The 14,395-nt window shown below is 63.4% G+C and carries 11 protein-coding genes; 7 read left to right on the top strand and 4 right to left on the bottom strand.

Going from position 1 to position 14,395, the window contains the following annotated elements; all coding sequences use genetic code 11:
• Positions 1-158: 158 nt before the first annotated feature.
• The 5 genes from BI327_RS32270 to BI327_RS32290 all read left to right on the top strand — a co-directional run bounded on the left by BI327_RS32270 (position 159) and on the right by BI327_RS32290 (position 4,447).
• Positions 159-716: an HNH endonuclease gene (locus BI327_RS32270; RefSeq protein WP_016845270.1), complete on the top strand. Its 558-nt coding sequence runs from the start codon at positions 159-161 to the stop codon at positions 714-716.
• A gap of 158 nt (positions 717-874) precedes the next feature.
• A complete protein-coding gene (locus BI327_RS32275) occupies positions 875-1,327 on the top strand; it encodes a MarR family winged helix-turn-helix transcriptional regulator (protein ID WP_076865350.1) in 453 nt (150 codons plus the stop codon).
• 2 nt (positions 1,328-1,329) lie between these two features.
• Positions 1,330-3,381: an FUSC family protein gene (locus BI327_RS32280; RefSeq protein WP_076865352.1), complete on the top strand. Its 2,052-nt coding sequence runs from the start codon at positions 1,330-1,332 to the stop codon at positions 3,379-3,381.
• The gene (locus BI327_RS32285; protein ID WP_076865357.1) at positions 3,378-3,584 is read left to right on the top strand and encodes a DUF1656 domain-containing protein; all 207 of its coding nucleotides are present in this window, start codon (positions 3,378-3,380) and stop codon (positions 3,582-3,584) included. The genes BI327_RS32280 and BI327_RS32285 overlap by 4 nt, the downstream gene beginning before the upstream one ends.
• Positions 3,581-4,447, top strand: a complete 867-nt coding sequence (locus BI327_RS32290; RefSeq protein ID WP_076865358.1) for an efflux RND transporter periplasmic adaptor subunit — start codon at positions 3,581-3,583, stop codon at positions 4,445-4,447. Before BI327_RS32285 ends, BI327_RS32290 begins: the two co-directional genes overlap by 4 nt.
• A 164-nt stretch (positions 4,448-4,611) precedes the next feature.
• Here BI327_RS32290 and BI327_RS32295 read toward each other — a convergent pair whose 3' ends face one another.
• Positions 4,612-5,481, bottom strand: coding sequence for a tetratricopeptide repeat protein (locus BI327_RS32295; protein ID WP_076865359.1), 870 nt, complete (start codon positions 5,479-5,481; stop codon positions 4,612-4,614).
• 46 nt (positions 5,482-5,527) lie between these two features.
• A complete protein-coding gene (locus tag BI327_RS32300; protein ID WP_245334995.1) occupies positions 5,528-6,142 on the bottom strand; it encodes a FecR family protein in 615 nt (204 codons plus the stop codon).
• A gap of 514 nt (positions 6,143-6,656) precedes the next feature.
• Here BI327_RS32300 and BI327_RS32305 point away from each other — a divergent pair.
• A complete protein-coding gene (locus BI327_RS32305) occupies positions 6,657-10,820 on the top strand; it encodes a DUF5801 repeats-in-toxin domain-containing protein (protein ID WP_076865362.1) in 4,164 nt (1,387 codons plus the stop codon).
• Between the two features lie 68 nt (positions 10,821-10,888).
• Here the strand turns inward: BI327_RS32305 and BI327_RS32310 are convergent, their stop codons facing one another.
• Positions 10,889-12,658, bottom strand: coding sequence for an alkaline phosphatase family protein (locus BI327_RS32310; protein WP_076865363.1), 1,770 nt, complete (start codon positions 12,656-12,658; stop codon positions 10,889-10,891).
• Positions 12,659-12,702: 44 nt separating this feature from the next.
• The gene (locus BI327_RS42465) at positions 12,703-12,843 is read right to left on the bottom strand and encodes a hypothetical protein (RefSeq protein WP_159450497.1); all 141 of its coding nucleotides are present in this window, start codon (positions 12,841-12,843) and stop codon (positions 12,703-12,705) included.
• 119 nt (positions 12,844-12,962) lie between these two features.
• Here BI327_RS42465 and BI327_RS32315 point away from each other — a divergent pair, with 119 nt between their 5' ends.
• Positions 12,963-14,393 (top strand): cytochrome c peroxidase, encoded by a 1,431-nt coding sequence (locus BI327_RS32315; protein WP_083742286.1) that lies wholly within the window; start codon positions 12,963-12,965, stop codon positions 14,391-14,393.
• Positions 14,394-14,395 lie beyond the last annotated feature (2 nt).

The raw sequence follows: 14,395 nt of genomic DNA on the forward strand, positions 1-14,395 counted from the left end.
CGGCTCCCTTTACGGGCCTCGCGGGCAGGAGGCAATCGGGGCAGGAACATGGCAGGGGACGGCGGATAAGCTGCTCATTGCTCTTCACAATCCCGTCACGCTGCCTGTAGTATGTGAGTGCATGCTGCTTCGCAGCTAATGGGAGTCAGGAGCGTTATTTGAACGCACATGTCTCGCAAGGCGGTTGGCCGGTGCTGGTCTTGAATGCGGACTTCCGGCCGCTGAGTTATTACCCGCTGTCGCTCTGGTCCTGGCAGGACGCGATCAAGGCGGTGTTCCTCGATCGCGTCAATATCGTCGAATATTACGACCGCGCGGTACGAAGTCCTTCCTTCGAAATCCAGTTGCCGAGCGTCGTCTCCCTCAAGTCCTTCGTCAAGCCGACCACCCACCCCGCCTTCACCCGGTTCAACGTCTTCCTGCGCGACCGATTCAGCTGCCAGTATTGCCTGTCGGGCGACGACCTCACCTTCGATCACATCATTCCGCGCAGCAAGGGTGGCCAGACCACCTGGGAGAACGTCGTCGCCGCCTGCTCGCCCTGCAATCTGCGCAAGGGCAATCTGACGCCGCAGCAGGCCAAGATGTTTCCGAAGCAGACGCCCTATGCACCCACCGTGCATCAGCTCCACCGCAACGGCCGGCTCTTCCCGCCGAACTATCTGCACGAGAGCTGGCTCGATTATCTCTACTGGGATACTGAGCTCGATCCGTAGGCGGCGCGGACGTTCACCGAACTCAATCGTCGTTCGACAAGGTCAGCCCGGCCAAACCCATCATCATGCGCGCCATCGCGTTCCCATTCGCGTGATCGACGGAGATATCCCAGCGAATACAGTTGCAGCCTAATAGATAGCATCCTATCTAATTGGGCATGCCCCCGTCGCAATCCCATATCCATGCCGAGATCGGCCGCCTGATCACCAGGCTTGGGCGGATCTGGCGTCGCGAGTCGGATCAGGCGTTGTCGGATCACGGCCTGTCCTACGCGACCGCGATCCCGCTGCTGGTGCTGTCGCGACAGGGGGAAAACGTCCGCCAGGGCGTGCTGGCGGACGAACTCGGAATCGAAGGGCCTTCACTGGTGCGGCTGATCGATCTGCTCGAGTCCGAAGGCCTGGTCGAGCGCCGCGAGGATCCGACCGATCGGCGCGCCAAGACGCTGCATCTCACCGTTTCAGGCGAAGCCAAGGTCGAGGAGATCAACCGGGTGCTGCGCCGGGTGCGGGCCGGCCTGCTGAAGGATATCGGCAGCGAGGAACTTGCGGTAACCTTCGAGACGCTCCAGCGCATCGAGCAACGGGCCACCGCTGCAGAGGCGAAATAGTCATGCGCGCCGAAGAGCCGTTCCTGGTCCGCCACGCGGACCTCATCTTCGCGTTGAAGACGTTCGCCGCGTCGATGCTGGCGCTCGTCATCGCATTGGCGATCGATCTGCCGCGTCCCTATTGGGCGATGGCGACGGTCTACATCACCTCGCAGCCGCTGGCCGGCGCGACCAGCTCGAAGGCGTTCTTCCGCGTGATCGGCACCCTGGTCGGCGCGAGCATGACGGTCGCCCTGGTGCCCAACCTGATCAATGCGCCGGAGCTATTGTGCCTCGCGATCGCGCTCTGGGTCGGGCTCTGCCTATATCTGTCGCTGCTCGACGGCACGCCGCGCAGCTATGTCTTCATGCTGGGCGGATATACCGTCGCGCTGATCGGCTTTCCCTCGGTGGCCGACCCCGGCAGCATCTTCGACGTGGCGCTGGCGCGGGTCGAGGAAATCTCGCTCGGCATCATCTGCGCGAGCCTGGTGTCGACCGTGGTGTTTCCCCGCAGCGTCGCGCCGGCAGTCGGCGGCCGCGTCAGGAGCTGGCTGGCGGATGCGCGCCGGCTGTCGCGCGACGTGCTGCTTGATCGCGGGACCAGCGAGACGCGACGGGCCCAGCGCCTCCGCCTTGCGACCGACATCGTCGAGATCGATACGCTGGCGACCCATCTCGCCTACGACCGGCTGGCTGATGCCGGCACCGTGCGCGGCCTCGCCGAGATCCGGCTGCGCATGCTGATGCTGTTGCCGATCGTCACGTCGATCGAAGACCGGCTTGCCGCGCTCGGCGGGGCAGTCCCGCAAAGGCAACCGGAGCTGCGGCACCTGATCGACGATCTCGCCGCATGGATCGTGGACGAGGATCGCCAGCGGCAATCCGGCGAGCCGATCCGCGCTGCGATCGCCGAGCGGCAATCGGCGCTCGACGGCCTCGCGCCGCGGGAGCGCATCATCACGATCAGCCTGCTGCTCCGGCTGCGCGAGCTTGTCGACATCTCGGCCGATTGCCGCGCTATCGGCGATGCGATGGTCGCGGGCCGCGACATCTCCACCGTCTCGCTGGCGTTCCACCCGGAATCGGGGGCAGCACCGGTCCGGCATCGCGACCATGGCATGGCGCTGTGGTCGGCCGCGGGAGCGGCGGTGGCGATCCTGATCTGCTGCGGCCTGTGGATTGCGACCGGCTGGGCCGATGGCGCCTCGGCGCCGATGATGGCAGCAGTCGCCTGCTCCTTCTTCGCCGCGCAGGATGAGCCGGCGCGCAGCATCCGCGCCTTCGGCCTGTTTTCGCTGGTCGCGATCGCCGTCGTCGCGATCTACCAGTTCGCGCTGGTGCCGGGCATCTCCCATGTCGAGGTCCTGATCGCAGCGCTGGCGCCGACCTTCCTCACCTACGGTTTCCTGATCGCGCGGCCGAAAACCGCACCGATCGGCTCGGCTCTCGCTGTCAACACCGCGACGCTGCTCGCGCTGCAATCGACCTACAGCGCGGATTTCGCCAGTTTTGCCAACAGCTCCGTCGCCTTCTTCCTCGGTATCGTGATCGCCGAGATCGTGACCCGGATCGCCCGCGGCGTCGGCGCCGAATGGATCGCCAAGCGGCTGATGATTTCGAGCTGGCAGACGCTCGCGGTCGCGGCCGAGCGGCGCGGCCACGGCGATCGCGCAGAGTTTGCCGGCCTGATGCTGCATCGGCTCGGCCTGCTGGTCCAGCGCATCGCCTTCATTTCCGAGGCCGACCGCCGCGATGCCGACAGCCTGGTCCAGCTGCGCATCGGGCTCAACATCATCGACCTCAGGCGGGCCCGTTACGGGCTTGCCGCATCGACCGTGCGGGCCATCGACGACATGCTGGACGACCTCGCGGCGGCGTTTCGCGCCCATGCGGACCAGGCGATGCCGGCCGAACTGCTGTCACGCATCGACGCGACGGTGACCGCGGTCGTCAAGGATTCCAATGAGCGCGCGCGGGACCATGCACTGCTCGGCCTCGTCGGCATCCGCCGCGGCCTGTTTCCCAATGCACCTGCGTATCGATCGCAGCCCGAGGAGAGTTTTGCTGCATGAGGTATGAGCTCGACATCTACGGTGTCCTGGTCCCAGCGCTGCTGCTGTGGCTGATCGTGGCCTACGCGCTGAGCGCGGTGGTGAGCCGGATCATGCAGCGCTTCGGGCTCTACCGGCTGGTGTGGCATCGCGCGCTGTTCAATTTCACCCTGTACGTATGCCTGCTCGGCGTCGTCGTTTATCTTTCGGAGTTTCTGCCATGAAGGGAAATTTCGCCTGGCTTGGCCGGGTCGCGCTGACCGCCGTTGCGGTGGTTGCCGCGCTCGCCGTCGCGCGCGCGCTCTGGGTCTACTACATGGAGTCGCCGTGGACCCGCGACGGCAGAGTCCGTGCCGACGTGGTTCAGGTCGCCCCCGACGTGTCCGGCTTCGTCACCGACGTGCTGGTCAAGGACAATCAGCAGGTGCATCGCGGTGACGTCCTGTTCCGGATCGACCGCGCACGCTTTGCGCTGGCATTGCAGCAGGCCGATGCGGCGATCGCCGGCCGCCGCGCGACGCTGGATCAGGCCGATTCCGACCTCAAGCGCTACAACTCGCTGACGACCGACGCGGTGTCGCAGCAGAAGCAGGAGCAGGTGCTGGCCACGCAGCTGCAGGCCAAGGCCGCCTATGATCAGGCGGTCGCCGATCGCGCCGTCGCGCAGCTCAACCTCGATCGCAGCGAGGTGCATGCGTCCGTCAACGGCACCATCACCAATATGGACCTGCGACCCGGTGCCTATGTCACCGCGGGCAAGGGCGTGATGGCGTTGGTCGATACCGACACGCTGCATGTCGAGGGCTATTTCGAGGAGACCAAGCTCGCGCGCATTCGCGTCGGCGACAAGGCGCAGGTGCGGCTGATGGGCGAGCCGGTCCGGCTCACCGGACACGTCGAGAGCATCGCGGCCGGCATCGCGGACCGCGACCGCACCGACGGCGCGAACCTGCTCGCCAACGTCAATCCGACCTTCAGCTGGGTTCGGCTCGCGCAGCGCGTCCCCGTGCGCATCGCGCTGGATCACCTGCCGGATCGCATCGCGCTGGTCGCCGGCCGTTCGGCGACAGTCGAGATCATGGACTAAAGCGCGATGAGATTGCGTTGAATCGTCGTCGCGCTTTGGATTCTTGCTTTAGCATGATCTTTTCGGAAAACCGCTTCGCACTTTTCCGGATCATGCCTTAGTGACCCGCCGCGACGGCATCAAGCCGGCCGCGCCCTTGCCATGGCGTGCACCGGCCATCGACGTTATTGCACGCCGTAACGCGTGAAGTCGTCGCCGATGCCGCTCTGTATGGCCTTGGCCGCCGCGATGTCGACGTTGCCGCCGGCCTTGTCGCCCTGCTTCAGCTTCGCCAGCCCGCGCCCATAGAGTGCGCTTGCCAGCTTCGGATCGATGCGGAGCGCGGAACTATAGTCGTCGATGGCCGCGCCGAGCTGACCGGTCTTGAGATAGATCAGGCCGCGCGAGTCGTAGGTCGCGGCGTTGGCCGGCCCCGATTGCAGCGCCTTGTTGCAATCCTCCAGTGCCGCCTGCAGCGCGCCGAGGATAGCCCGGCTCCAGCAGCGTCCATTCCACACACCGTCGAGGTTCGGCTCGAGGCGAATGGCCTGATCGTAGTCCTCCGCTGCGTGGGCATAGTCGCTTTTCTTCAGATAGGCCCCCGCCCGGTTGGCAAAGGCTTCGCCGTAGTTCGGGTTGAGCTTGATGGCCTGATCGAAAGCGTCGGTCGCGCGATCGTATTCGCGCTTCTTGAAGTAGGCTACGCCGCGGTTGTTGAACGGCTTGGTGTAGGTCGGGTTGAGCTCGATCGATCGATCGAAATCGCCGATGGCGCGGTCGTAGTCTCCCTTGGCGGCATAGGCGTTGCCGCGATTATTGTAGGCGATCGCGAGGCCGGCGGGCGTCATGTCCTGCCCCGCATCGATGAGCGTCGTGCACGCACCGATGCGCGCGTCGGCCGGCGTGTGATTGAGGCCGCTGCACAACCCGATGTCCTTGAGATAGCTGCCCTTGGGCTTTGCGCTCTCCGCGCCGGCCGGCGATGCCGGCAACAGCAGGATGAGAAGCACCGCCGCCAGGCCGCCACTGGCACCGCTACCTGCACGAGGCTTCATGTCGAGCTCCGGTTTTGACGATGCACACACACCGGTTTCCGCTCGCCTAGCACCCTCGACAGATGTTCGGGTTGAACCTGTGGTAGGTGTTTTGCTCGCCTTGCGGCGTCGCACGTGTCGCGGGCTTTCTGAGGAGCTTGCTCTTGCCCTCCTCGACGAGCGTCGCAAACTTGACCGTACCATCGTCAGATATTTCGATGCGCGGCGTGGTGCCTCGAATTCCCATCGTCGCGGCGGGAGTGTCGATCTTCATGTCGCCGGTCTTGGCGATATTGCCGGCAACGAAGGTGAACGTGCCGTTGGCCAGCTTGAACAAGGTCGAATTCGACTTGCCGTTCGGGTCGTACACAAACTCGGTCATGGCCATCTTGGCGTTGCTCGACAGATTGAACGAGGTGCCGTCGGTGAAGTTGATCCCGACGCGACCGTCGGCTCCGGTCTGCACCACATCGCCCAGATAGACGAGGTCACCAACCTTGGTCTGAGCCTTTTGATCAGCCAGCGCGGCCTGAACGACGACCGCACTCGCATGCTCGATCGTGACCGAGCCGGTGGCAGCGACGACTTTCCCGATCAGCTTCGCTGACGACTCCTGAACCGCAGGTTCGGCCGGCACGGTTTGCGCCGGTGCCGGACCGGACGCCAGGGTGACGAGCGCCAAAACGAGGCCTGCAAGCAATTGAATATTCAAATCGGTACGCACGATCCCCTCCCTTTCGAGAAGATCTTGTCGTGTCGCGGCGCGATGGTGACCCGGACCGCCTGCCGAGACCGCAGGACCTTGAGTGCCAAACGAGTTGCTGCAAACAGGCCTAAAGGCCTGGTGTAGTTCGATTAAAAATTAATATGTGGACAATCTACTCGGTAAATATACACTAAATCTAGTGGGGCCGCACTGGCGATAAAGGACAGCAGCTCTGCCGTTTCCGCAATCGCTCTTTGCAGTACCGGACTTCGATTTTCACGACCTAATTTAGTTTCAATCGAGACCTTTCGGCGGGCAAGCCTATGGCGGCCAATACGAGGATTTTTCCCTCGTAGAGAGCCAAGCCAGACAAAAAAACTGCGGCATCGCGCCCCGTTCAAGCTACTCAGCAGGCGAAAAGCCAATGTTAGTCGCGTCCGGCGTAGCGTTCGGGGACGCGAGTTCGGCCGTTTTAGGCCGGCTGCCCCGAATGGTTGGCATTGTTCAGACGGCGATCGGGTGCGGCACCGTCGCGCGCGCGCGCGGCATTGCCGTTCAAGCCGTCGCCGGCGATCCCATTTACCAGGGTGACACCGTCGAGGTCGAAGCCGGCGGACAGGTCGATATCCGCCTGATCGATGGCACCTTGCTGAACCTGCCCGCCGGCAGCCGGCTGGAGTTGGGCGATCTGGCCCGGAACAGCAGCTTGCGGCCGGGCCTTTTCGCGAAAACGAGAAACCTCTTCCGCCTCATTGGCAGCCGGCTGTTGGGATCCGGCATCCTGACGGCGGACACGCCTGTTGGCACCCTCAGGGCCAGCGGCCTCGGCATGCTGTCATTCGCCGCACTGACCGTCGCACTGCTGAAGGACGCACAGGCTGCGGAGTCGAACGTCACGTTCCTTGACGATGACAACATCAACTACAAGGACCTCCATCACGGCGTATTCGAGCTGGTGACCAAGGAAGCGATCCCCCGGCATATCATCGTCGATGACCCCGGAGAGACGATCATCCTGAACAAGAGGGGGTCCTCGGTCAGCGTGAGCCATCTCACGAATTCCGCTACCCACATGGAGGAGTTGCGCGAGGCACAGCAGGAGACGCTTGCCAATTTCCAGAAGGGAGCGGGATCGAAGGGTTCAGGCATGCCTGCTCTCGACGACCAGCTGATCTTGCAACCGATCAATTTCATCCAGCCTGGTTCGCCGCCAATCGTGCAGGATCCGCTTGCGCCGCTGCCGGGGTTCGCCCCCCAGTTCGTAATAACCTTCGAACCACCGCCAGTGCCGCCGAAGCTGAATCTCGGAACGGCGCCGATCGAGATCGATACGAAGATATTTGACAATTTCGGCTCGTCGAGCGGGACTTTCGCCGCCAGCGGGAGCGGCAAGCTGACCTTCGGCATCGGCGGTAGCGTGCCGACCAATATCGTCCTGGGGCAAAACACCTACGACGAGGCGAGTACCGGCGAGTTTGGCACGCTTTATCTCAACAGCGCGACCGGGGCCTACACTTTCATTCCGAACAATGACGCGATCAACGCGCTGAAGGTCAGCACGATCCAAAGCTTCGTCATCACCGTAGCGGACGGCGCGCTGTCGGCCAGCGAGAGCTTCAACATCACCATCGACGGGGTCGATGACGCCTCGATCATTTCCGGCGCCAAGGCCGGCTCGGTCGTGGGGGCAGTCGGCGTCAGCGCCGCCTCGCCCGGCCTGCTCAAGGCGACCGGCCTGCTCACCGACACTGATGTCGACGATCCAGCCAACACCTTCACGGCCGTGAGCACGCCGACGACCAGCACAGGCGGCTATGGTTCATTCACGCTGACGACGGCCGGTGTTTGGACCTACACCCTCGACAACACCAACAGCTCCGTGCAAGCCCTCAAGGTCGGCGGTGCGCTGACCGACAGCTTCACGGTAACCACGATCGGCGGTACCCCGCAGACGGTGACGATCGTCGTCAACGGCCCGCTGATCGGGACCAAGGCGGCTCCGTCGTTGACGTTGAGCGAGACGCATCTGACGGCAACAGCGCTCGACGACAACATCGCCGGCTCGGCGCCGGATGCCGCGTTGACGACGACGTCGGCCGATTTCTCGACGGCGTTCACCACCGCGCAAGACCTGAATGGTGCCACGGTCAGCTATGCGCTGACGATCAGCGGCGGCAATGGCACGGCGTCGGGGCTGATCGACTCCCATACCGGCCTTGCCGATGTGCTGGTCCTGAACGGCAATACGATCGAAGGCCATGTCGGCTCCATCGGCGGCACGCTGGCATTCACCATCACGGTCGATCCCGTCACGGGCCTCGTGACCTTCGTCGAGCACCGGGCGGTGGAGCAGCCGCAGGGGACCAGCCCGGACGGTGGCGAAGGCTTGTCGCTCGGAGTCGGCCTCGTCAACCTGATTGCAACCGTCACGGAGCAGGACGGGGATTTCCAGAGTGCGAGCATTGACCTCGGCAAGCAGCTGACCATCACGGACGACGGCCCGAGTATCAAGGCGAATGGCACGCTCCCGTCGCTGTCGCTGAGCGAGACGCATCTGACCGCGACGGCGCTCGACGACAACATCGCGGGGTCTGCGCCGGATGCCGCGCTGATGACGAAGTCGGCCGATTTCTCGACGGCATTCAGCTCGGTTCAAGGCGCGGATGGCGCGACGATCAAGTATGCGCTGGCGATCACCGGCGGCAACGGCACGGCGTCAGGTCTGATCGATTCGCACACCGGCCTCGCCGACATTCTGGTCCTGAACGGCAACACGATCGAGGGCCATGTCGGCACCGCCAACGGCACGCTGGCGTTCACCATCGCGCTCGATCCGGCTACGGGGTACGTGACCTTCACCGATTACCGGCCGGTCAAGCAGCCGCTCGGCACCGACCCGGACAGCGGCGAAGCCGTGTCGCTTGCGGCTGGCATCGTAAGCCTGACTGCAACGATCACGGACAAGGACGGCGACTTCCAGAACGCGAGCGTGGACCTCGGCAAGCAATTGAGCATCACGGACGACGGCCCGTGCATCAAGCCAAGTTATGATGTGCCGTCGCTGACGCTGAGCGAGACGCATCTGACGGCAACGGCGCTGGACGATTGCGTTGCCGGTTCAATGCCGGACGCGGCGCTGACAACGACGTCGGCTGATTTCTCGACGGCATTCGTCTCGAAACAAGGCGCCGACGGTGCGACCATCGGCTACGCGCTGAAGATCACCGGCGGCAACTGCACCGCGTCGGGGCTGATCGATTCGGAAACCGGCTGCGCTGACGTGCTGGTTCTGAACGGCAACACCATCGAAGGCCATGTCGGTTCGGCAAGCGGAAAGCTGGCCTTCAGCATCGCGCTCGATCCAGCCACGGGATACGTCACTTTCACCGAGTATCGTGCGGTGGAGCATCCGCTCTGCGCCGACAGCGTGGCGTTGAACGCCGGCGTTGTGGATCTGGTCGCCACCATCACGGACAAAGACGGCGACTTCCAGAGCGCCTGCATCGATCTCGGCAAGCAACTGGCGATCACGGACGATAGCCCGACGATTGGCGGCTTCACCAAGGTTCTCGTTCCCGATCAGGACAATCAGGTCGCGACCGGGACTTACGACATCAATTTCGGCGCTGACGGTAACGCCGGCATGTTCGTTGCCATCCACGATGGTGCGGTGGGCGATACAGGATACAATCTGGCCACGTGCCACCTGGGCGACGGCATCACCTCGGTACAGGTCACCGGAAATGGCGACTACTTCACGTTCTACTATTCGACCCACGAGGTGGGCGGCGGCGTCGAACTGGACGCCTATCATACGGATTGCAATGGCACCCTGACCGATCCTTACTTCAAGTTGCTGATCGATCCGGACGGGACTTTCTGCTTTGATCTCAAGAGCGTCGATCTGGTGAAGGGCGCCACCGTGACCGGCGCCGATTTCGGCGCTTCGGGCAGCGGCACGCCGTCACTGACGTCCGCGGACGGACAACTCGTGATCACCGGCTCCAACTGCGGCCAACCCGCCGATGTCAAGGCTTCCGGCAACGGTATCGCGGTTGGCGACTACGGTCTGCAAATGGACCCGGCCGAGCAGTTGAACCTCGCCTTCTCCGAGAAGCAGTCGCAAGTCGGCTTGGCCCTCACGCAATGGCAGGGCCAGGGCGCGGCAAGCGTGACCTTCAAGGTTCTCGACGGCAGCGCCGACGTTCACGACTTCAACATCTGCATCCCCAAGCCATACGGCGGCGGCAATGCCGACATCGTGGTGCAGGAAACGTCGAATGCTTCACTGATCAACACCTATAGCTTTGACAACGCGACGTCGACGTACACGCTCTACGTTGGAAAGGCGTTCAATCAGCTCCAGGTCGACTACGATCAGGCGGCCGGTGGAAACGCCACCTTCACGGTCAACAACATCACTTATAACGAGAAGACGACGTTCCCGAGCACCGACCTCCTGTTCGACGTGTCCGCCTTCGACAAGGATGGTGATTCAGCGACGACCTGCTTACAGGTCGACATCCAATGCCCCGCGCCCGGGCCAGCGGCGCCCGCCTTCATATTTGCGGCCCCCCTGGAAAGCGCGGCGATGGCCGGCACCAGCGTCGTTTCAGATCAGGTCACGCATATCCAGCACGATCTGATCATGTAACGCCGTGAAGCGTAACCGAGGTCCCGGCCCGCGTCGGACCTTGACGCGGGCCGGGATGATCTCGCGTATCAGTGCCAGCCCTCGCCGGCCTTCAGCGCCGCCGACAGGCTGCGCACCGGGCGCGTCACCAGCGGATCGAGATCGAAGCGCTTCTCGAGCATCTTGAGGATCGACGTGGTGTCGAAATCCTCATGCGCGACGCCCGACTTGTTGAAGCGCTTGGCGATCAGCAGCGCCGGAATGCGGGTGCCCGGGCCCCACTGGTCCGCGGCCTTGGCTTCGGCGCCATGACGGTTGTGCGGCGGCGGCGGAACGTGATCCCACTGTCCACCGAACTCGTCATAGGTGATGACGATCAGCGTGTCCTTGCCATCCGGCCCTTCGACGATCGCCTTGACGAGATCGACGAGATGCTGGCTGCCTTCGGACTCGCTGGTGTAGCCCGGATGCTCGTTCTCTTCGCCGATCGGCTTGATGAAGCTGACCTGCTTCAGCCGGCCGTTCTTGGCCGCCTGGATGAACTCCGCCTCGTCCTTCAGGTGATCCCTGCGGGCCTGCGTTCCCGGCGCGTAATTGGCGAAGTAGTTGAGCGCCTGATGGTGGAACTGGAAGTCCACGTCGGGGCAGTTCGGGAACACTGCATTGGCGTTGTGGTTCGGATCGGTGCAGGTGGTGCCGTTGCCGTTGGTCCAGCCGGACGCGCCGACGTCGCCGTTGGCGTTCGACCAGCCGCCCGAATACCAGGCCCAGTCAACGTGCTTGGCCGACAGCCGATCGCCGATGTTCGGCGTGTGCAGCGGCGGCAGACGCTTGATGTCCGGGGTGCCCGGGGAAAAGGGCTGGTAGGTCGGCTGCGTGGTGTTGACGGCAAAGTCGCCGCAGGCGAGGCCGGCCGGCAGACCGGACTGGGTGCACTTGGCGGTCAGCTGCGCGTCCTTCACCGTGGAGACCGGCGTGTAGAGCGGCGTGCTGGTCGGCATGCCGTTGGCATCGACGATCGAGTGGAAGTCGTTGGCGCTGCCGTCGTTCAAGGCGCCGACGAACTGCGGCGCCGCGGCCGCGACCAGGAACTGGTGGTTGAGGAACGAACCACCAAACGCACCCTGGAAGAAGCTGTCGGCGATCACGTAGTTCGGCGCGCTGTGGCCGTGGAGATAGGTGTAGATGGGCAGCTTCTTGGTGTCGTAGTAGCCCATCACCAGACCCGAAGCATCGCTGCCGGTCACGTAGCGGTTCTGCCGGCCACCGTTGAGCTGGTACTGCTCGCTGTAGAAGCGATGCACGATGTCCTCGGTGCAGCCGCCGGGCGCGCCGGTGCCGTTGAGGAAGCCGTGCGCCGCAAAAGCGCCGAGCGGCTTCGGACAGGTGGTCGCCGAGGTCGGAATGAAGTCGTTGATCTCGAACGGCTTGTTCTTGAACGCGCTGAGGATCGCAACCGAGCCCGTGTTGTCGGTGCAGCTCGTCGGCTGCGGTGACGGCGAGGTCAGGTTGACGTCGTTCTGCAACAGACAGCCAAAGACGGTCTGATTGTCCTGCCGGACCTGCAGCGTATGCGCCTGATCGGCGTCGGAGGTGCCGTTGATCCGGTCACGGCCGACATCGCCCCAGTGCCCGTAGAGGTTATCGAAGCTGTGGTTTTCCTGATAGATGACGACGATGTGCTTGTACTGATGCACGCCTTCATGGCCGCGATCCCGCAGGTCACGCAGCTCGTCACGCACCTCGTGCTTGAACTCATCAACGATCTTTTCGACCAAATTCTCGGCGTTTGCCACCGGTGAGACGGCAACGGCGCCAGCAACAACTGCGAGCGCCGGAATGGCTCCCCAAAGCCGCATAGTGCTCTCCTGATTTCAGAAAGAAATAGAAATGGAGTTACACGCTATGCAAAACACATTTCGCTGGGATGACTGTTTTTCGACGCGCGCACGAACGCATCACGAAGCGCTTTCGCGCCGATAAAGTTTTGGCCGAATGAGACGTGCAGATCGGTTTCTGCTTCGTTGCCGTCATCAAACCGCAATCAACCGTCGTCTATCCAAACAGATGGTCATTGATCCTGCCGACAGGAAACTGTCACCTCGGTGACATCTTCCGTCGCGCGGCAGCGCATATGCATTGTGACAGGGGCGTTTTCTCGCAATGGCTTGGGATATCGTGGCGTCCGGCTCCGGAAGATGTCGTGCCTCAACCGCCGATCGCGGCGTTAGACCGGCACGGGTCGCGTTGCTGGCGTTCGTCGTTGCCTTTCTCCCGCTGCCCGCGACGGCGTTCCCGCTCGGCGGCGACCAGACCGTGCTGCCCGCCGGCACCGAATTTTCCGAGGACGCGCTGGCGCGGCCGCGCGAGCTGTTTCACTCCGAGGCGATGGGCGGGCGAAAATCCTATCTGGTCAATCTCGGCGATCTCGCCTTCAACTCGCCGTCCATCCTCGGCGGCAAGGCGCGCCAGGCCGAGATGAGCTGCGGCACCTGTCACGTCAACGGCGCATCGAACCCGAAATTGTTCGTTCCGGGCGCATCCTCCCGCCCTGGCACCTTCGACACGACGAGCCTGGTGTTCAACGCCAAGACGTTCAACAGCATCCTCGATCCGGTCAGGATTCCGAGCCTGCGGGGCGCCCGCTTCCTCTCACCCTACGGGCATGACGGGCGCATCACCTCGCTGCGCGAGTTCGTATATAATGTCATCGTCAATGAGTTCTCCGGTCCAAAGCCCAGCGACGCGGTGCTCGACGGCCTCGTCGCCTATATCAACGACATCGACTTCCTCCCCAATCCGAAGATTGCACCCGGCGGCAGGCTCGGCACGCAGGCCAGTGTCGAGGAACGGCGCGGCGAGCAGCTGTTCTTCAAGCCGTTCCCGAAGCAGGCCGAGCTGAGCTGTGCCGGCTGTCACATTCCGGCTGGAACCTTCAACGATCAGGTGCGTCACGACGTCGGCTCGGGCGGACTGGTCAAGACCCCGACCCTGCTGAACGCCAACTTCAATGCCCCGTATTTTCATGACGGCCGCTACGACAGTTATGAGCAGGTGGTCGAGCATTTCGATCGCGTGTTCGACCTCGAGCTGTCGACCCAGGACACGCAGGACCTCGTCGCCTATCTGAATGCCGTCGGCGACGGCGAACGTCCCTTCGACAAGGACGGCGTCGTGCTCCGGATGAAGGAAGTGCTCGAGCTATCGAGCGTGCTCGAGGTCGCGATCCCGGCCGCCGATACCGCGGTGGTGTCACTGGCCGTGACCGGGGTCGGCGCCGAACTGCGTGAATTGACCGAGCACGTCCCCGACATCAGGAACGTTTCGGTCGGCGGCAAGGACGAACGGCTGGCGGCGCGCGCGATCCTGAAGGACCTCGTCCTCACCTTGCGCCGCATCGATCTCGAGGTCGCGGCCGGCCATATCGACGAGGCGATGACCGAATACCGCAAATTTGCCCAGCTGGTGAATTTCGACGTTCCCGTCGCCCTGAAAAAGGCCGAGCCCTGGTCGCTGTTCAACAGCAACGTGCATCAGTCGCATTACACGGCGCTCGGCCGGCTGCTGCCGGTAACGAGCCGGCAATCGCAATAGCG

Source organism: Bradyrhizobium mercantei (assembly GCF_001982635.1).
Taxonomy (GTDB): Bacteria; Pseudomonadota; Alphaproteobacteria; order Rhizobiales; family Xanthobacteraceae; genus Bradyrhizobium; species Bradyrhizobium mercantei.